The organism is Aporhodopirellula aestuarii (genome assembly GCF_023701485.1).
GTDB lineage: Bacteria > Planctomycetota > Planctomycetia > Pirellulales > Pirellulaceae > Rhodopirellula > Rhodopirellula aestuarii.
Window position 1 is genome coordinate 159120 of record NZ_JAMQBK010000029.1, and the last position, 17593, is coordinate 176712.

14 protein-coding genes are annotated in these 17593 nt (G+C 57.5%); 8 read left to right on the forward strand and 6 right to left on the reverse strand.

Annotation, left to right across the window (positions count from 1 at the left end; all coding sequences use genetic code 11):
• Positions 1 to 283: 283 nt before the first annotated feature.
• Together NB063_RS11180 and NB063_RS11185 are read right to left on the reverse strand one after the other, a co-directional pair.
• Positions 284 to 1699, reverse strand: coding sequence for an aldehyde dehydrogenase family protein (locus tag NB063_RS11180; RefSeq protein ID WP_250928809.1), 1416 nt, complete (start codon positions 1697 to 1699; stop codon positions 284 to 286).
• Positions 1700 to 1723: 24 nt separating this feature from the next.
• Positions 1724 to 2998 carry a mandelate racemase/muconate lactonizing enzyme family protein gene (locus NB063_RS11185; protein ID WP_250928810.1) on the reverse strand — a complete coding sequence of 425 codons (1275 nt, stop codon included), beginning with the start codon at positions 2996 to 2998 and terminating at the stop codon, positions 1724 to 1726.
• A gap of 233 nt (positions 2999 to 3231) precedes the next feature.
• Here NB063_RS11185 and NB063_RS11190 point away from each other — a divergent pair, with 233 nt between their 5' ends.
• The 3 genes from NB063_RS11190 to NB063_RS11200 all read left to right on the forward strand — a co-directional run bounded on the left by NB063_RS11190 (position 3232) and on the right by NB063_RS11200 (position 5994).
• The gene (locus tag NB063_RS11190; RefSeq protein WP_250928811.1) at positions 3232 to 3993 is read left to right on the forward strand and encodes a FadR/GntR family transcriptional regulator; all 762 of its coding nucleotides are present in this window, start codon (positions 3232 to 3234) and stop codon (positions 3991 to 3993) included.
• 468 nt (positions 3994 to 4461) lie between these two features.
• Complete coding sequence (locus tag NB063_RS11195; protein ID WP_250928812.1) at positions 4462 to 5175, forward strand: FadR/GntR family transcriptional regulator; 714 nt, start codon at positions 4462 to 4464, stop codon at positions 5173 to 5175.
• Between the two features lie 144 nt (positions 5176 to 5319).
• Positions 5320 to 5994, forward strand: a complete 675-nt coding sequence (locus NB063_RS11200) for a hypothetical protein (RefSeq protein WP_407652606.1) — start codon at positions 5320 to 5322, stop codon at positions 5992 to 5994.
• 40 nt (positions 5995 to 6034) lie between these two features.
• On the opposite strand, the gene NB063_RS11205 is transcribed toward NB063_RS11200, so the two are convergent.
• Together NB063_RS11205 and NB063_RS11210 are read right to left on the reverse strand one after the other, a co-directional pair.
• Positions 6035 to 6259, reverse strand: a complete 225-nt coding sequence (locus NB063_RS11205; RefSeq protein WP_250928813.1) for a SlyX family protein — start codon at positions 6257 to 6259, stop codon at positions 6035 to 6037.
• 90 nt (positions 6260 to 6349) lie between these two features.
• Positions 6350 to 6814 (reverse strand): hypothetical protein, encoded by a 465-nt coding sequence (locus NB063_RS11210; protein WP_250928814.1) that lies wholly within the window; start codon positions 6812 to 6814, stop codon positions 6350 to 6352.
• Between the two features lie 241 nt (positions 6815 to 7055).
• Between NB063_RS11210 and NB063_RS11215 the strand changes: the two genes are divergently transcribed.
• Complete coding sequence (locus NB063_RS11215) at positions 7056 to 8597, forward strand: OprO/OprP family phosphate-selective porin (RefSeq protein ID WP_250928815.1); 1542 nt, start codon at positions 7056 to 7058, stop codon at positions 8595 to 8597.
• 97 nt (positions 8598 to 8694) lie between these two features.
• On the opposite strand, the gene prfB is transcribed toward NB063_RS11215, so the two are convergent.
• Positions 8695 to 9823 (reverse strand): peptide chain release factor 2 gene (gene prfB / locus NB063_RS11220; RefSeq protein ID WP_322975121.1). Its coding sequence is split into 2 segments (ribosomal slippage): positions 8695 to 9753 and positions 9755 to 9823, totalling 1128 coding nucleotides; the frame shifts between segments, so codons are not numbered across the junction.
• Between the two features lie 75 nt (positions 9824 to 9898).
• On the opposite strand from prfB, the gene mnmA reads away from it, so the two are divergent.
• From mnmA to mutL, 3 genes are all read left to right on the forward strand, one after another.
• On the forward strand, positions 9899 to 11077 hold the full coding sequence (gene mnmA / locus NB063_RS11225; RefSeq protein WP_250928816.1) for a tRNA 2-thiouridine(34) synthase MnmA: 1179 nt from the start codon (positions 9899 to 9901) through the stop codon (positions 11075 to 11077).
• Between the two features lie 104 nt (positions 11078 to 11181).
• Entirely contained in the window at positions 11182 to 12129 is a 948-nt protein-coding gene (locus NB063_RS11230) for a hypothetical protein (RefSeq protein WP_250928817.1), read from the forward strand.
• Between the two features lie 237 nt (positions 12130 to 12366).
• Positions 12367 to 14547, forward strand: coding sequence for a DNA mismatch repair endonuclease MutL (gene mutL, locus NB063_RS11235; protein ID WP_250928818.1), 2181 nt, complete (start codon positions 12367 to 12369; stop codon positions 14545 to 14547).
• 65 nt (positions 14548 to 14612) lie between these two features.
• On the opposite strand, the gene NB063_RS11240 is transcribed toward mutL, so the two are convergent.
• Positions 14613 to 15911: a GNAT family N-acetyltransferase gene (locus NB063_RS11240; protein WP_250928819.1), complete on the reverse strand. Its 1299-nt coding sequence runs from the start codon at positions 15909 to 15911 to the stop codon at positions 14613 to 14615.
• Positions 15912 to 16181: 270 nt separating this feature from the next.
• Here NB063_RS11240 and NB063_RS11245 point away from each other — a divergent pair, with 270 nt between their 5' ends.
• Positions 16182 to 17501, forward strand: coding sequence for a PDZ domain-containing protein (locus NB063_RS11245; protein WP_250928820.1), 1320 nt, complete (start codon positions 16182 to 16184; stop codon positions 17499 to 17501).
• Positions 17502 to 17593: the final 92 nt, after the last annotated feature.

Genomic DNA, 17593 nt, shown 5'->3' on the forward strand with positions numbered 1-17593 from the left:
GAGATTCTGTTGAGAGGCTGTGACGTTATGAGTGTGGCCGTTCGCTCCGCGAACGAGCGTTCCCGTAAGCTTTGTTTGTGGGGGACGTCGATTGTATTACTGAAGGATTTCAAATGTAGCGGAACGGCGCGAGTCGTCCGGTGACTTGGGACCGGACGGCTTGCGCCGTTCCGCTAAAAAAAGCACTTAAACGATCAACGTCCCGAGCAAACGGCCACATTGCTTCGTCTCCGGCGAATAGATTCACACCCTCTTGAGTGAGATCAATTCAACCGGAGCGTGTTCACGGTCTGACCAGAACAGAAACGCGTTTGAGCGTGAGATATTCTTGCAAGCTATACCGTGAACAGTCTTTGCCGACACCGCTTTGCTTTAACCCGCCGTGGGGCAAGTGAACCGCATAGTGAACTTCATTGACGCAGACGCTGCCGGCATCAATTTCGGCCGCGGCGCGTAGGCCACGTGTGATGTTCGTCGTGTAAACATATGCGGCCAAACCGTATTCGGTGTCATTGGCCAGTGCGATTTCGTCGTCGTCATCATTGAACGGGATCACCGGCAAAATCGGTCCGAAGATCTCGTCACAGGAGAGCTCCATGTCGCGGCGAACATCGCGGAGGATTGTCGGTTCGAGGTAGAAACCCCGCATTTTCGGTTCGGGAGCTTTGCCTCCACATACGACGGACGCGCCGTTCTCTTGAGCGGATTTAATAAGCGACAGCATGCGGTCGCGTGCCCGTGCGGTGAGGACTGGCCCCATCCGGCGTCCTTCGCCACGCCCGGCACCGAGCGTGATTCCGGCGGTGCGATTCGCGGCAGCGGTGATGAAATCTTCGTAGACGGATTCGTGGACAAAGCAACGATTAGGGGACACGCACACTTGTCCCGAATTGGCGAATTTGAGATCAACGATGCTGTTGGCGGCCGCGACCACATCGGCGTCGTCGTAGACGAGCACGGGTGCATTGCCTCCCAGTTCGACCGAAAAATGTTTGACGTTCGTGCAGGCGGATTTCATCGCTCCAACACCGGCGCGGGTTGATCCGATCATCGTAAACATCGCCGGGATGTCGCTCTCCAGAAGCGGCGTGGTCACGTCGTAATCGGTGCCACTGATGACATTGATCACGCCCTTGGGGATGCCTGCGTCGACAAGCAATTCGGCGCAACGCAAGGACGCCAGGGGAGTCAGTTGGGACGGTTTGATGATCGCGGTGCATCCCGATGCCAATACCGGGCCTAACTTGTATCCGAGATTGAGCAGCGGGAAATTCCAAGCCAGATATCCGACGACCACACCCAGCGGTTGACGCAGCGTGTAGTTCAAAAATCGACCATCGGGGTCGGTGATCACCTGTTGGTCGATCCGCGCCGCTTCCTCGCAAAAGAAACGCAGGCACGTCGTTAACATGCCGAAATCGTATTCGGCGTTATCGATCGGTTTGCCCGTTTCGGTGATCAGTAAATCGATGATCTCGTCCCGGTTCTGCTCAAGCAGTTCGGCATATCTTGAGATGATCGGTTGACGCTCAGACAAGGGCATCCGCGACCAAGTTTGGAAAGCGTCGCGAGCGGATGTGAGGGCGAGTTGGACGGAAGCGTCGTCAGCCTCCGGTACCTCGGCAGTCACTTCGCCGGTTGCCGGATTCGTGACTGAAAATGTCTTGTCGGTTGTGACCAATTCGCCATTGATCAACATTGAAAAATTTTTGTCCGGCACCACTCACGCCTTGAGTTCGGTTTGTTGAACGGTAAATGATTTCATCTTCTCTTGGTTGACGACCACGCCGAGTCCGGGACCGGTCGGTACTTGAGCGATTCCGTTCTGGACAACCACGGGGATGTCGAACAACTCGTCACGCAGTGCGTTGGGTGTGCGGTCAAATTCGAGCAGAGGCGAGGCCACTTCTTTGCGGCCCGGTTCCCGATATCCAGAGGCGATGAAGTGAGTCGCGGCGGCTAAGTTGAGCATGGTACCCCAGCAGTGAGGCACAACGTTGATTCCCATCGACGAGGCCAGGTTGCGGATCTTGAGGGCTTCGGAAGGTCCTCCGCAGTAGGCCAGGTCTGGTTGCGCGATCTGAACGCCGCCGGTCGAGAGCAGACGTTGAAACCCATAACGCGTTTGTTCGCATTCACCGGTCGCGATCGGAATATCGAGTTTGTCTTGCAGTTGTCGAAATTGTCCTTCGAACTCGGGTGACAATGGTTCTTCGAACCAACTGAAGTCATTCTCTTCGAGCACTCGACCGATCTGAATCGCCTCGGGCAAATCGAAGGCGTGATTGGAGTCCGCCATCATTTGCATATTTGGCAGCGCATCGCGAATCGATTCGATTTGACGAATATCAAACGGCAGATTCTTGCCGACTTTGATTTTAAGGGCTTGGAAGCCTTGCTGTTGGTAGCTGCGAGCCTCGTCGACGATCGATGCGATCAAATCAGACTCAGGCATGTCTTTGAAATACATGCCCGTGGCATAGCATGGGATTTGATCGACGTACCGACCGCCCATCAATTCAGAAACCGACTGCCCCAACGCTTTGCCGCGAAGGTCCCATAAGGCCATGTCGATCCCCGACATCGCGCCCATCATCACACCGCCTCGTGCGAAGTCGAGCGAAGAACGCCACATCAGGTGCCAGAGGACGTCCGTCGCCATTGCGTTTTGGCCGAGCAATCGCGGTGCATAAAAACTGTTGATCGCCGCTTGATAAACTTCCGAAGGCCCGTAGCTCTCGCCCCAGCCCGTCGTTCCGTCTTCGGCAATGATCTCGACCCACAACGTGTTGCGAGTGTTGTAGTACCACTGAGAGAACCCGAAGGGGACATCCAGGTGGTCTCGAAGGTGGTGGGTTCGGATGCAGCGAATATTCATGCGTGGCGACTCGTTGATGCTGGGACTTTTCGTCTGCGTTTCGCCACGTGGGAGAACACGTCTAGACGGTGTCGCCATCGGCAGCGGCGATGTCGCGGGGTACCATTCGTGATTTTCCATGGTCTGAATCGTCTACCTCGAGGGGTGTTGTCCGTTTTTACTGCGTCACGATTGAACCACTCTGCAAGGACCGAAGCGAATCGGGGATGAGCGGACGAACGCTTATTTCATTTGGTCTGGCAGCGAGGTGAAGCTGCGTCCGAGCGTCTCGCGAGCATCCGTACCCCATTCTTGCAGGGCTTGTGGTATTGTAATATAAATAGACTTCGTTAATCAATAGGGTGAGATAGAAAATGGCTCGAACTCGTCGCAATCTGTGTGAGCAGGTGGTTCACGATCTGGGATTTCGCATCGTGATGGGAGAAATCCGCGTTGGGGATGCGATCCCTCAGGAATGGACGCTGTGCGAGCAGATGGGGGTCAGTCGCACCGTGATTCGAGAAGCGATCAAGTCGCTCGCGGCTAAGGGGTTGGTGGAGTCACGGGCCAAGCGAGGCACGATTGTGCGTCCGACCAGCGACTGGAATCATCTCGATCCGGCGATCATTCAGTGGCAAGCGGGGACGGATGATGACGGGCGGAATCTGGTTCGGTTGACGGAATTTCGCCAAGCGGTGGAACCTCGAGCGGCGGCAATGGCGGCCGAGCGGGCATCGGAGCAGGAGATGCAGCAGATTCGGGAAGCGTGGGAAGAAATGGACCGAACGGCAGGAAATGATGTGGAAGGTTTTCTCGCGGCAGATATCCGTTTTCACAGCGAGATCATGCAGGCAACTGGCAACCCGTTTTTCGCCCCCGTGGCGAATGTCATCGGCGCGTCGCTCGAATCGAGTCTGCGGGTGACCAATTGTCTGCCGTCAGACAACCTTTCTTCGGTTCCGCTGCATGAGACGGTGCTCAAGGCGATTTGCGATCGCCAACCGCAGGTGGCAGAGGGCGCCATGTTGTCGATGCTGCAGGATGCGGGGAAACGGATCCAGCGTGCGATTGCTACGACCGCCAAGGCGAAATCGCAGGCACCAATGAAATCGCAGACACCGAAGAATAGGAAATAGCGGGCAGTCCAGCGGCTCGCTGCGGTTCGTGATGGCGTATCAAGGCACGTGAAAAAGCCGATTCACGGGGTGACCGATGAGAAATTGCCAGCCATTCTGTTTGGCTGCTCGGTTCTTGTCTGCGTGGCGTGACGAGCGAGAATCAACTCTGGTTAGCGAATGTTGAGATCGATTCGGGGCCTGTGGTCGGTTACTTTTGTTTTATGTCTATAGATTGAGCCGCTGGCTACTACTATGATGGGGGGCAAGTGGTGCTGAATGAAAACTATGTTGGGCAGCTCCCGAAGGCGGGTTCTTCGCTGTTGAATGAGAATGATCGCAAATCCAGGTAATTGCCTATCGATTGTGCGTTCGATCTGCCCGATGTCGGAAATCCTTTCACTGGCAGAGTGGGACCGAATTCACATGATCGGCCTCCTCAGGGTTCCTTAACTGTTAAACATGCTCGCGTTTTGATAGCCTAGCTTTATGGTACACCTACGATCTCGCCGGAATCTTTGTGGCCAAGTCGTTCACGATTTGGGATGTCAAATATTGGCGGGAGCGGTGAAGCCGGGGGATCCGTTACCCCAAGAGGCTGTGCTTTGTGACACCATGGGCGTCAGCCGCACGGTCATTCGCGAAGCGATTAAGTCGTTAGCGGCCAAGGGGTTGGTCGATTCGCGAGCGAAGCGCGGGACGATCGTTTTGCCCACGCGGTCATGGAATTACCTCGACCCCGAGGTGCTCGATTGGCAGTCGCAAGCCGACACGGGCGGTTCACAGCTTTTCCATCTGACGGAGTTTCGCCAAACGATCGAACCTGCTGCCGCGGCACTGGCGGCCGAGCGGGCCAGTGAGGAGCAGTTGCAGGCGATTCGAAACGCGTTTGAACGCATGGAGAGTAACACTGACAGCGTTGAAGAGTTCTTGGACGCTGACCTTCAGTTCCACACGGAAATTTTGCATGCGACCGGGAATCTGTTTTTCTCTCCGGTTGCGAATGTGATCCACGTTTCACTGGCGTCGAGTTTGCGGGTGACCAACCGCCAAGCTTCCGACAACCGCACCTCGATACCGCCACACCGCATCGTCATGGAAGCGATTTGTGCCCGCGATCCCGATGCGGCTCGAGAAGCGATGCGTTCACTTCTCGACGATGCGACTGCTCGTATCAAAAAGGCGACTCAAGTTTCGTCGTGATCTCGCTAAGATGAGCCGCCTGCCAGTGGCGATGGGTGACGGTTGTGCGGGTTAGCGTGACTGTGACGAGGTGGACAGTGATGGCCGGCGGCTTTTTGTGTTTGAAGACCGCCTCCACCGCAAACGCGAACTATTTTGGGAGTCATGAGATGTGTCACCCGATTCCTACCGTTTGCGTTCGCCTGCGTCATGTTCGTGGGGTACGGCGTCGTTCCGGCCTCGGCTGATTGGCTGACGCTGCCGGGGCGATTCACGCACGATGTTCTTTCGGGCGAACGGGTGGCCCAATTTGCTCCCGTCGAGATTCCGTCGACCGCAGCGATGCCGCCGCTCCGCACGAGCGGCTACACCCATTACCGCAGCTCACTCGCGTACGGCCAATCGGCCGACAATTACCACCAAGTCGAGCAATGGGGAGATCCCGTGCGTCCGTATGGTGAATGGCGTTTTCCATATCGCCCCTACAGCACTCCGTATCCCAATTGGGGCGCACCGTTCGCTGGTCTCAGTTTCAACAATGTCTATCCAGGCTACGGATACGGCTATGGCGGCGGTGGCGGTCAGATGCTCCCGGGGACAGGCGGTGCGGGAGCAGGGGCGGCATCGGGACCAGGTGGTGGTGGGGCTCCTTATGGGCCAAATCAGCCAGGACACGGACACGGACACGGACACGGACACGGACACGGACAAGGGCATCAATGGCAACGTCCGAACCCGGCGGCGGGGACAAGCGGTTTAGCTCCTTACCCGGCCGGTCGCGGGACACCTTACCCGGTTGCGCCGTATTACGACGGATACCGTCCGAACTACCGCGACTAACGCCACCACGGTGGAGGACATCCAAAAGGTCCACGATCGGTTAGTAGTGCGGAGGTTTTTCGTCTTCGAGTGAGACGCCGCCCCCGGCATCGAGCTTGTTCTTAAAGTCTTTGACTTGGTCGAGCAGGCGTTGCAGCATCCGGTCTCTCGATTGGGCATCGAGTGATAGCTTGGTGACGATTTCGTTGAGTTGTTCGCACGTGCGTTGGGTGTGTGCGAGCTGGATTTCAAGCTGGGTGATACGCTCGTTGGGTGAGTCCGGCATGAGTTCAACAGGTCAGGGGGGCGAGGCCGTCGTCGATCGGTCGACGGGAACGAGTTCCGTCGTGGGGTTCACGGCGGAAGCACGCCCGTTTTAGAGCAACGGAGGCGCCGCGCCGATGGCTGAAGAAGTCGCCGAGCTGGGGACCCGGAGCCAATCGGTGATCAGGACTCGTTGGACGAGCGGTTCGTCGAGGTGTTGCAGGACGACGTCCATCAACCGTTCGCGAATTTCCTTTTGGGAAGGATCGGCCAACCACGCCGGCTCGACTTGGCGGAGCATTTGTTCGGAGGACTCGACAATTTCCATTTGAGTCTGCGTCAATCGCTGTTCACCTCGGAAGTGACGCGTCGGGTCGACGACCGCGTGGAGGTGCAGCTGATAAATCATGTCGGGATCGTTGACGTTTTGAAATCGGAGTCGTCCGATCTCGATCGCCGAGCTTTCCAGATTGCTGAGTCGTGCGACGCGGCTGCGCACGTATCCGATCACGGCTGCGTGTATCGCAACCATGAGAAGGATGACGGCGGGAGCCCAAAAGCGTCGAAGCAGTGCCACAACACAACCATTTTGTATACGAGGAAGCCGAATCGGCAGTGTCGAAAGTCCGCCCTGGTGGACGGTCGCTCAATGAATAGGTTGCGATTCGAAACCACGCAAACGAAAAGAGGATTCAATCAGTCAGGTTGTAACGATTGGCGTCAGTCGCTTCAGACGCACGGCTGGTTTTTCCGACAATACCAGTAATGCCACCTTTGTTAGGAGTGACCTCGTTGCAGATGCCTGAGTCCGAGTCGACATGAATGAAACTAACAGCCGGATCGTCGCACGCGTGCGCCGGCGGTGTTCGTGGCTCGGAGGGGTGGCACGCCGAGTCGGTTGGGCGTGGATGTGTCTGCAAGCGGCTGCGATTCCGGCGTGGGCGGATGGCCCGGTGCCAGCGGGGGCAACGCAGGATCACGAAGTCATCCATGCCGAAGTAGCGGGGATTAACCCAGAGATCTCAATCAACCCAGAGATCTCAATCGAAGCGGGGCTGGCTCCCTCCGAATTGGAGTCGATGGCGTCGGAACTGGTTCGCATGCGGCGTGAGCTCGACGAACTTTGGATGTTGCGATCTCTCGACGAGTCTACGCAGTTTTGCCGAGACGAAACAGGAACGCCGTCCGGGAATGCCAATCCCAAGAGTGTCGCGGAGTCCAAACCGTCGTTTCCGACCGTGCGGTTGTCAGGGATGATGCAAGCCGATGCGGCGTGGTTTAGTCAGGATGCAGCCAACTTGGCGTTGGTGGGCGACGTGCAGGACGGTGCCGATTTCCGCCGAACCCGTTTGTCGGCAGTCGGCAAGGCGTGGGACAATGTTGGTTATTGCATTGACATGGATTTCGGCTTCGGGGGGCGACCGAGTTTCGCGGACGTGCGATTGGATGTGGAGGATGTGCTCGGTCGGAACGACTTGAGGGTCGGGTATTACCGTCAACCGATCGGGATGGATGTGATGACCAGCGCCCGTGAGATGACGTTCCTTGAGCGGGCGTTGCCGGCGACGTTTCTGCCGTTTCGCCAAACCGGTGCGATGTTGTCGGGTAGCCGCGAAGATGAACTCGCGACGTGGGCGCTGTCTGTGTATCGATTCCCGTCCGATTTCTACGGCGGAAACGTTGGTGACAACGGCGGTTATGCAGTAGCCAGTCGGCTTACCGCGGTCGTCATGCAGCAGGGTGATGGTCCGGGGTTGCTGCATATTGGTGGCGCCTACAGTTTGATTGATCCGGCAAATGACTTGCTGCGTTATCGCAGCACGCCAGAAATCTTCATCGGCGAAACCGGCGGCGGCGTTCCGGTAGGCGTTCCGAGCGATCTGCCGCCTTTCATCGATACCGGGAACATCGACACCGAATACACGCAGCTATTTGGTGCGGAACTCGCCGCAGTTTGCGGATCGTTTTACGCGCAGTCCGAAGCCGTCTACAGCGTTGTCGATCAGCGTGGTGGTCCCACCCTCTTCCTGCCCGGGGCATACATTCACGCCGGTTATTTCTTGACCGGTGAGACACGCGTTTACAAAGGCAAAGAGGGCGTGTTCGGTCGGGTGACGCCCCAAAAAAGCGTTGGTAGCGAAGGCGGCATCGGCGCGTGGGAGATTGCCGCTCGATGGTCGTACATGGACTTGAGTGACGAAAACATCCAGGGCGGGCGGATGGCCAACTTCACCGCCGGATTGAACTGGTATCTCAACCCACGAACGAAGTTCCAGCTCAATTACATTCATGCCGACGTGTGGCGCGCCGGTGAGAGTGAAGCCGGTATTTTGGGGATGCGTGCGCAGGTTGATTTCTAGGCAATGGGCATCATCGCCCGATTATTCATTTGATCGGACGATGATGCGTGAACCGATTGCCGCCGTCACGCTAAAGAATCTTTCCGTCGTGAGACGATTACTCGTCGTCATCGCCGGTGACGGCTTCCATCTTTCCAGCTTTGAGGCGTAGGAATGCGTCGAAGAATCCTTGCAGTTCGCTGCCGTTGAGGACGCTTTCGAAGTTGCCGACGTAGTGCCCCGTGCGTGAGTCTTTGACTCGCTGGTCGGGGTGCAGGAAGTAGTTGCGGATCTGGCTACCGAATCCGGTTTTGGCCTGGGTCGCGTACTTGGATGCTTCCTCGGCCTCACGTCTCTCTTCTTCGATTCGCGCCATTTTCGCGCGAAGCATCTTCCACGCCGTTTCACGGTTTTGGTGTTGGCTGCGTTCGTTCTGGCACTGCACGACGGTGTTGGTCGGGAGGTGCGTCAGCCGCACGGCGCTGTCCGTTTTGTTAACGTGTTGCCCGCCCGCGCCACCGGCCCGATAGGTGTCTTCCCGCACGTCTTTCTTTTCAATGTCGATCTTGATCGAATCGTCGATTTCGGGAGCGACGTTAACGGCGGCGAAGCTGGTTTGGCGTTTGCCTTCGCTATTGAACGGGCTGATCCGGACGAGCCGGTGCATGCCCTGTTCCCCTTTGAGGTAACCGTACGCCATCGGCCCGCGGATCGCGATGGAAGCGTTGTTGATCCCCGCTTCCTCGTTTTCCTGACGGTCGAGCAATTCGATTTTGTAACCCTGACCGACGGCCCAAGCGGAGTACATCCGCAACATCATGTCCGCCCAGTCGTTGGCATCGGTACCCCCGTCGCGGGCATTAATCGTGAGGATCGCACCCGCCGAATCGTGCGGACCGTTGAGCAAGGCTTTGAGTTCGAGATCGTCGAGCACTTCTTCGAGGCGATCGATTTCGGCACGAAGTTCCTCTTCGATGGAAGAGTCTTCCTCGGCCATTTCGAACAGCGTTTCAAGGTCGCCTGCCGACTCAGTCAGATCGTCGAGCGGTCCGACAACCCCTTTGAGAGACTTGAGTTGCATGACGACTTTTTGAGCCGCCTCGCTGTTGTCCCAGAAATCGGGGGCGGACATTTTGGCCTCGATGGACTTAATTTTTTCGTTTTTGCCAGCGTGGTCAAAGAGAGTCCTGTAGTTGTGTCAGGCGAGCTCGGATCGATTTGCTGCGTGAGGTGAGTTCAGCGTCCATGACGGATTGGACTCCATAGGTATGATAAAGGGGAATGTTTTTGTAGCTCTAAGCTTTTAACCAAGTTGTTTATACATGTCACGTGTCGTTCTCGCGATGAGTGGTGGAGTTGATTCCAGCGTCGCGGCCCACCTGCTCAAACAAGCCGGCCATGAAGTCATCGGCGTATTCATGCGCCATGGCGAAGCGTCCGCCTCGGCGTGTCGGATTCAATCCGACGATGCGACGGACACCAATCCGCTGGGTTTGCCGGTCTTAGGCGGCATTTCGCCGTCCGCATCCACCGGCAAACGGGCCGACCACAAACAGGGCTGCTGCAGCGCCACCGATGCCGCGGACGCACGACGGGTGGCGATGTCGATGGACATCCCGTTTTATTCACTCGATTTGCAGGAAGACTTTCGCAAAATCGTGGACTATTTCGTCGACGATTATCTGAACGCTCGGACACCGAACCCGTGTGTGAAATGCAATCACTGGATCAAATTCGGCAAACTTTTTGATTACGCCGATGGCGTCGACGCGGATTACGTCGCGACGGGGCACTATGCCCGCATTAGCGAAACAGCATCGGGCCGGCAACTGCACCGCGGCCTCGACGATTCGAAGGATCAGTCGTACGCATTGTTCGGCATCGGTCGCGAGCGATTATCGCGGATGATGCTGCCGGTGGGCGATTATGAAAAGTCCCGGATTCGCGAAATCGCGGCATCTCTCGGCCTAGGTGTCTCGGAAAAGAAAGATAGCCAAGAGATTTGTTTTGTGACCGACGGGCATCACAGCGATTTCGTGAAATCACGTCGGCCCGAAATGGTCGGTGCCACCGCGGGGGAAATTGTCACCATCGATGGCCGCGTCGTGGGGGAACATGATGGTTTTGAGGCGTTTACCGTTGGCCAACGAAAAGGGTTGGGCGTGGCACTCGGGAAGCCGCATTTTGTGGTGCGGATCGAGCCCGAAACTCGGCGGGTCGTGCTCGGTGACGCTGCCGATTTATTGGCCCCGGGACTGCAAGCTGACCAAGCGAACTGGCTGATCGATCCGAGTGACCTGCCTGAGCAGGTAAGCGTGCAGATTCGCTACAACGGACGTCCCCATGCCGCTCAGGTCGAACTCGACGCCGCCGACGCGAGTCGGTTTGAGGTGAAATTTACCGAGCCGCAAAAGGCGGTCGCCCCGGGTCAGGCCGCGGTCGTCTACGATGGAGATCGTGTTTTGGGCGGGGGATGGATCGTCTGCCCCACCGTTGATTGATCCGGATCAATCGCCTTCCAACAGCTATCTCGTCGTCATTTTTCGTGGATGGTCTTGTGGGACGAATCCGCGACCGAGGATTGGTCTCTGTCGAGGGTGGTTGGTTGAGTGCATTGAAAACCCCAAAGGCCAGCATGGGTCAGCGTGACAGCAGCGATAGGCGTGAGAGCAGCGGCCAGCGTGAGAGCAAGGCGCAGCGTGAAAGCAAGGTGCAGCGTGGCAGAAGACGGGGGCGGTTTCGCGAGTTCGCGATGGGACGCAATTGGTGGGTGATGCCGACGGTGTACCTAGTCGGCCAGTTCATCGCGTTTTTCGCGATTGAGCGAATGACGGGTTTTGACGGCGAGAGTCCGTGGGACTGGGTGTTGTTTATTAGCCTCATGATCGGATCGCCCACACTTGCCGCGATTTTGCTATCGCCGGGATTCAGGATTTCTCATCTGGCGATGGCGGCTGCGGCGATTCTGATTGGCGGCGTCGTTTTTTCGATTCAAAGCGATAGCCTTGTCGAGTTGACCGTGGTCAGCGCCGTTGTCGCAATGATCCAGGTTTTTGTGTTGCGAATGACACGCATCCCACCCTGGGTTGTCAGGCCAGCGAATTCGGAACGCCACCAAAAGGCCTCGATCGGGTGGCTGATGGTGATGACCGTCATCGTCGCCCTGTTGATTACTGTCATGCGGGTTTCCCAAGACGGCGGTCAATATTTGGTTGCGTTTGGGTATCTCGGCTTGGCGATGTTGACCGCGTTGTTGGGAAACGTGATCGCCGGATTGTGCTCACGAAAGACGCGATGGCTGATCCTGCTCGTCGTCGCAGGATTGGGGTGGGCGAGCATGTTGGCAGCGGAGGCGGGGATCCTCTCGCTAGAACCCTGGGAACGCCTGATTGAATTGCAGGCGAATTATGCCGCAAAAATTGTTTGTTTGTCTCCCGCGGTGGCACTGATCAATGTGGTGTTGGTGCATCGGATGATGACGCTTGCCGGTGCGATTCAGGCGGTACCGAGTACTCCACGCGTAGAGCTTGGTTCGGCGCAGGATCTTGGCTAATACGATTGATCCCGGCCGTGCCATTGGGGGCAGTGTCGTGACGCCCCGGATGCGGGTATGAGGTCGGTGGCGGTCAGGGGGCGTTCGGCCGCCGAATGTCACGATGGGTGGAGGTTGGTCGTTAAAGCGGAGGCAAGCCTCTTTTTCTGTGCAATCCGAACACCGGGGGGCGTCACTAGCGTGGCCCGGGTAGGGTTTGCGATTGTCCAGAGAGTCTCATTCGTTACATTCAATCTCATGAGCGCTACCACCACCCCCGCATCGTCCAGCACCGTCTCCGCCGATTCATCGGGATCCCCGGCCCAGCCACCAGCGGGCCCGCGGATTATCCGCCAATTGCCACCCCAATTGGTCAACCAGATCGCTGCCGGTGAAGTGATCGAGCGGCCCGCTTCGGTGGTCAAAGAATTACTCGAAAACAGCATTGATGCAGGTGCCTCGCGGGTCGAACTGACGATCGCCGGTGGCGGCGTCGAGATGATTCGGATTAGCGATGATGGTTGTGGCATGACGGCCGAGCAATTGCCGCTCGCGGTGACCAGCCACGCGACGAGCAAACTGCCCGAGGACGATTCGCTGTTTCATGTCGGCACGCTCGGGTTTCGGGGCGAGGCGCTGGCGTCGATCGCGAGCGTTTCGCAGATGACGATTCGCAGCCGTGCGGAGGGCACGTCGAGTGGTAGCCAGATCGACATTCGCGGTGGCGTGATTGAATCACCCGGTCCATGCGGGTGTCCGGTCGGGACGACCATCGAAGTCCGCAATCTGTTTTTTAATACGCCGGTTCGACGCAAGTTTTTGAAAACGCCGCAGACCGAACGTGGGCACATTGTTGAGGCGTTTACACGTTTGGCGTTAGCCAACCCGAAGGTTCATTTCGTTTTGCGCAACGGTGACAAAGAAATGTTCGACTTGTTGCCGACGCCGCGTTGGGCCGATCGCATCGAAGCGTTCTTTGGGACCGAAATTTCTGAATCGTTGATCTTGATCGAGAGTGATGACGCGCAAGTCAAAATTTTCGGCTTTGCCTGTGACCCGTCCGTTAATCGCGGCAACAACCGGATGCAGTACCTGTTCCTCAACGGGCGGCATATTCGCGACCGTGCATTGCAACATGCCCTCGGCGAAGCCTACCGCGGGTTGTTGATGGTGGGGCGTCATCCGGTGTGTTTCCTAAGGATGACGATGCCACCGGAAATGATCGACGTCAACGTTCATCCGGCGAAACTCGAGGTGCGATTCACCGACAGCGGCCGGGTTTACAGTCGTCTGTTGCAGACACTGCGACAACGATTTCTTTCGACCGACATGACGCACCGAGTGGGTTCGGCGCCGGCGCCTGAGCCTGTCGAAGGGGATGCGTTGCGGACGCAGAGTGAGTCGGTGATGGGGATGCCGGCCCGTGAAGTCGATCAACAACGCCAATCCGTTATCGAATGGGCTCGCACCGGCCAGGAGTCTTCGAATCGATCTGACGCCGGCATCGGCTCGTCCGCCTCGAGTGTGAATCGCATCGATGGATCGCCGGTCTATTCGTCGCCGATTCATCCAACTCAGCAGCCTTCCAACGCGACCGGTCTGGGGGGCGTTGCCGATTTTAGGCCGTTTCCGGATGGAGCCTCCTCACCGCTTGGAATATCCGGTCGTGGACCCGTCGGTGAAGTCGGCTCGCCGTCGAGCGGAAGCGTCGGAGATCGCGCGGCTGCCGATGACAGGGCTCCGTGGGATCAAGAGACTGTTTCGGTGTCCGGTGCGGGTGTCGGAGCTGCGGGTGAAAACTCTGGTGCATCGGATGGTTCTCGTCCGTCGCCGAGTGTTTGTTATCTCGGTTTCCAAGTTCACAATCGGTACTTGGTCACGCAAGACGAAAAGGGCATGGTCGTGATCGACCAACACGCTCTGCATGAACGCGTCCTGTATGAGAGGGTGTGCAAGAAAGTGCTCGGGGAAAACGCGTCTCTCGAAGCACAGCGTTTGCTCGTCCCGGAACCGGTTTCCTTGACTCCTGCGGAGCGGGCGACGGCGCTTGAAGTCAAAGACACGCTGGCACGGATCGGGTTGGAAATCGAAGACTTCGGCGGTGAGACAATTTTGATTCAGTCGTATCCGGCAATCATGCCGAGCAAAGATCCGGCGGAGATGTTACGTACGATTCTGGAATCGGTGATGGGGGCGGGACGCGATCCCAATCCGAAAGATCTCCTCAATCATCTGCTCAGTACCGTGGCATGCAAAGCGGCGGTGAAAGCCGGGGATCCGTTGTCGCCTGAAGAGATCACGAGTCTGCTCGAACAGAAAGATCTGTACCAAGACACTCATCACTGTCCCCATGGTCGTCCGACTGCGTTGTTCTTCAGCCGTGATGAGCTTGATCGCATGTTCGGCCGTCTCGGCCCACGCGGACGCGTGACTTCGTAGGACGCTTTGCTCTCAAGCGTTTCGCTGGACATATTCAGTCTGCCGTCGTCGTGGCGGCAGTTGCATCATCCGGCGTCGGTGAGTGACCGGCCCCAAACGGTTTCGCGAAACAGCGGCTGCATCCCGATACCGCGATAGGCCGCGATAGCGGGGTGATTATTTCGGTCGACGGCAAGGATTAAACGTTCCGCGTTTTGTTGTTGGCAGACGTCCTCGATCATTTGCATGATTTGTTGACCGGAACCACGCCCACGATATTCAGGGGCGATTCCCATGTAGACCAGTTCGATGACCGAAGCCGGGTTGGTTTGTTCGTTGTTGCGTGACGACGAGCCACTGTGTCGGGCTAAAATCACGCATCCGATGATGCTTTCGACGTTTTCCTCGGTTTGACGTTCACCATCATCTGCACCGGTGCTTGCTTGGCCAGGGTGGTCGAGACGAACGGTGTACCAAAGATCGGGCGCGTAAGCATCCACGATCCGGTATCCGGTGATGATTTCGCTGACAGTACGAAACCGTTCCAGCGGTGGGCAATCCAGCGAATCGACATACGTCCGCTGGACGAGCTTTTCGAATTCGACTTTTTGGTCCGAATCGTCTTGATCGAGCGGATGCAGCTTCAGCGAAAAGGGGTCACGCGCCGGAGCGTTGGTCGTTTTTTGACTGCTTGTCTTGCGAGTCTCGCCCCGCGTGGAGCTCCACCGCCCCTCTCCATCACAGTCCAGTGCGAGATACTCGAGAGTTCCGATTTGGGCGAAGTGCAAGATCTGCGGCCACTCGTTGGCGGAGGCCCGCGGTAACTCGCCGGTTGAATCAGACGGTGGCGATGCCGGGTCGGTTGCCCACTGCAAAAAACGGATACCACGTTCGGCGAGAATGCCGCTGAGACGTTGCCATAGTGATTCGCCGAGTTGGTTTTTGGTCGATTCAGAACCGGTGGCCAAACCGGTGTCCCCAACTGTCGAATCGGTTTTGCTGCGGTCTTGGGATGTATTCCCAACGGTCTGGTGAGACTCCCTCTCGGTCCGATTCGGCTCGACCCAATCGACATGCAGGATCGTTGCGGTGTCGCCTGATTCCGGGAGCATCGCGATGGCGAGGAGGCTTTGCTGGAGTTGTGGCGGATCGGTTGACGCTGCGAGCACGACCAACCGGTCCGTGGCTTGGGCCTTCAGGATCCCGCGGAGCTGATCGGTGACGATACCGGCGCGGGCGGGGGAAATGCGATCGAAGGTGTGCGTCAGCGCGGTCGCCAGCTCGGCGGTCGAGAGTTTCCAAACGGTGATGGACGCGTTTGCGGGCTTCGAACCATCTGCCGTGGTGGACGCCGGCACGGGTTGGGCGAGGGACTCGTGAGGCATGGTGGCGAATCGACTGACCGACGCGGATTGACACATCGTTGAAGGAGGACGGACCAATTTTGAATGGATCACATAACGACAACTTACCGTCTTTGCTCGAAATCGTCTGGATCGGATGGACTGTGCAGATGATCCCTCTATGATTGGGGGGGGCTCAGCCGAATCTTCAATTGACGGTCCTTCGTCGACTGGTTCTTATCTGGCCTGTGGTTTTCGTTCTCGAGAATCAAAATTTGTGGCGGTGGTCCGTTAATTCCTTAGGTTTTACGAATGTTTGTGTCGGTTTCCTCGAAAAAGTCACGATCCGTTGTATTGACGTTCGTCGGCGTGGTGTTGTTGGTGGTTGTCCAAGGCGCCTTCTGCCAGCCAGCATCGGCACAACGCTTGATGGAAAGATTGCGGGCGCGGATCGAAGCACGGCGAGTGCCTCAGCCGCCTGCTGAGCAGCCCCAAACACCCGCAAGTTCTGAAGGCAATCGAGTGCTCGCGACCCCTGTTCCGAGACAGGGTAACGGGAAACAGAACGCTGCGGACGCGAAATCTTCCGCGGATGCGAAACGCGATCAGGACGCCGCACCCACATTCGGGATCGAGGTGTCACCGGTGGCAGCGGGCACGTACCGCGGATTGCAAGTGCTCGGTTTCACTCCCGATTCCAAAGCTCCGTCGGTGGGCATTCGTCCCGGGGACGTGATTGTCTCGATCGACGGAATTCGTACCGATTCGGTGGAAGCGGTCGCGGCGGCTCAGCGCCGGGTGGAGGCGGGGGCTCAGGCGGTGGTGCATATTCTCCGCAACGGACGGCTCTACCAAACGAAACTGGCTACCATCGCGGGACCGGTTTCCGTTTTGACCGATGACTTGGCCGGTGATACCGAGCGACGGCCAGATGATTCGTCTTCGGGTGAGGCTCGATCCGCCGCCAAGCCACCCCTGGATCGATCGAAACAAGGTCCGACGCTCGCTCAACCACGGGCGTCCCTCGGTGTCGAGGCTCGCGATGCGAGTCCTCTTCGAGGTGTTTTGGTTGCGATCGTTAATGCGGGGATGGCGGGCGAGATCGCCGGTCTCAAACCCAACGATCGGATCGTTTCTGTCTCGGGACGATTGATCCGTGACACGAACGGGTTGCTCCGTGAAATCGCGCTGTTGAACCCTGGCGACTCGGTAACGCTCGGTGTCGTGCGGGGTGATTCGATACGAGAGATTGAGGTCGAAATGGGCGGCCCCGGGGGAGTGCCCGCCAGAGCAGCGACGGGCCCTGTGGATGAGTCCGCGGGCGGATCCGTTTTAGAACGCGCCGAAACCGTTGCTCCTTCGCAGCCTGCGTCCGAGACAGATCCGAAGCCTGCGACGGGTGAAAGCCTGCTCGGTGGATTAGGTTCCACGCTCGGTAGTCTGTTTTCGGGTGGACAATCGGGAGCAAACGAAGACGCCAAGGGCAAAGAAACGTCCGGAGCCAAGCCAGGCGAAAGTGAATTGCCTCCACCTCAACAGAATGATGAAACAGACGCTTCACCGCTGGATCCACTGGCCTTGCCCGAGGACGGATTTGGCATCGACATCCTGCCTCCACCTGTTGAAAACTAGACGCCTTTGCATCGCAGTTGAGTGCTGCCAGCGAGCGGCGGTGGGGCGGGACGACTTGACACTTGCGATGTGACGGGTCGACAATAAACCGT

Coding starts and splice junctions, on each gene's coding strand:
- NB063_RS11185 (WP_250928810.1), bottom strand. CDS start 2,998: ATGGAAAATCACGAATGGTACCCCGCGACATCGCCGCTGCCGATGGCG.
- NB063_RS11240 (WP_250928819.1), bottom strand. CDS start 15,911: ATGCCTCACGAGTCCCTCGCCCAACCCGTGCCGGCGTCCACCACGGCA.
- NB063_RS11195 (WP_250928812.1), top strand. CDS start 4,462: ATGGTACACCTACGATCTCGCCGGAATCTTTGTGGCCAAGTCGTTCAC.
- NB063_RS11215 (WP_250928815.1), top strand. CDS start 7,056: ATGAATGAAACTAACAGCCGGATCGTCGCACGCGTGCGCCGGCGGTGT.
- NB063_RS11190 (WP_250928811.1), top strand. CDS start 3,232: ATGGCTCGAACTCGTCGCAATCTGTGTGAGCAGGTGGTTCACGATCTG.
- mutL (WP_250928818.1), top strand. CDS start 12,367: ATGAGCGCTACCACCACCCCCGCATCGTCCAGCACCGTCTCCGCCGAT.
- NB063_RS11200 (WP_407652606.1), top strand. CDS start 5,320: ATGAGATGTGTCACCCGATTCCTACCGTTTGCGTTCGCCTGCGTCATG.
- NB063_RS11205 (WP_250928813.1), bottom strand. CDS start 6,259: ATGCCGGACTCACCCAACGAGCGTATCACCCAGCTTGAAATCCAGCTC.
- mnmA (WP_250928816.1), top strand. CDS start 9,899: ATGTCACGTGTCGTTCTCGCGATGAGTGGTGGAGTTGATTCCAGCGTC.
- NB063_RS11180 (WP_250928809.1), bottom strand. CDS start 1,699: ATGTTGATCAATGGCGAATTGGTCACAACCGACAAGACATTTTCAGTC.
- NB063_RS11245 (WP_250928820.1), top strand. CDS start 16,182: ATGTTTGTGTCGGTTTCCTCGAAAAAGTCACGATCCGTTGTATTGACG.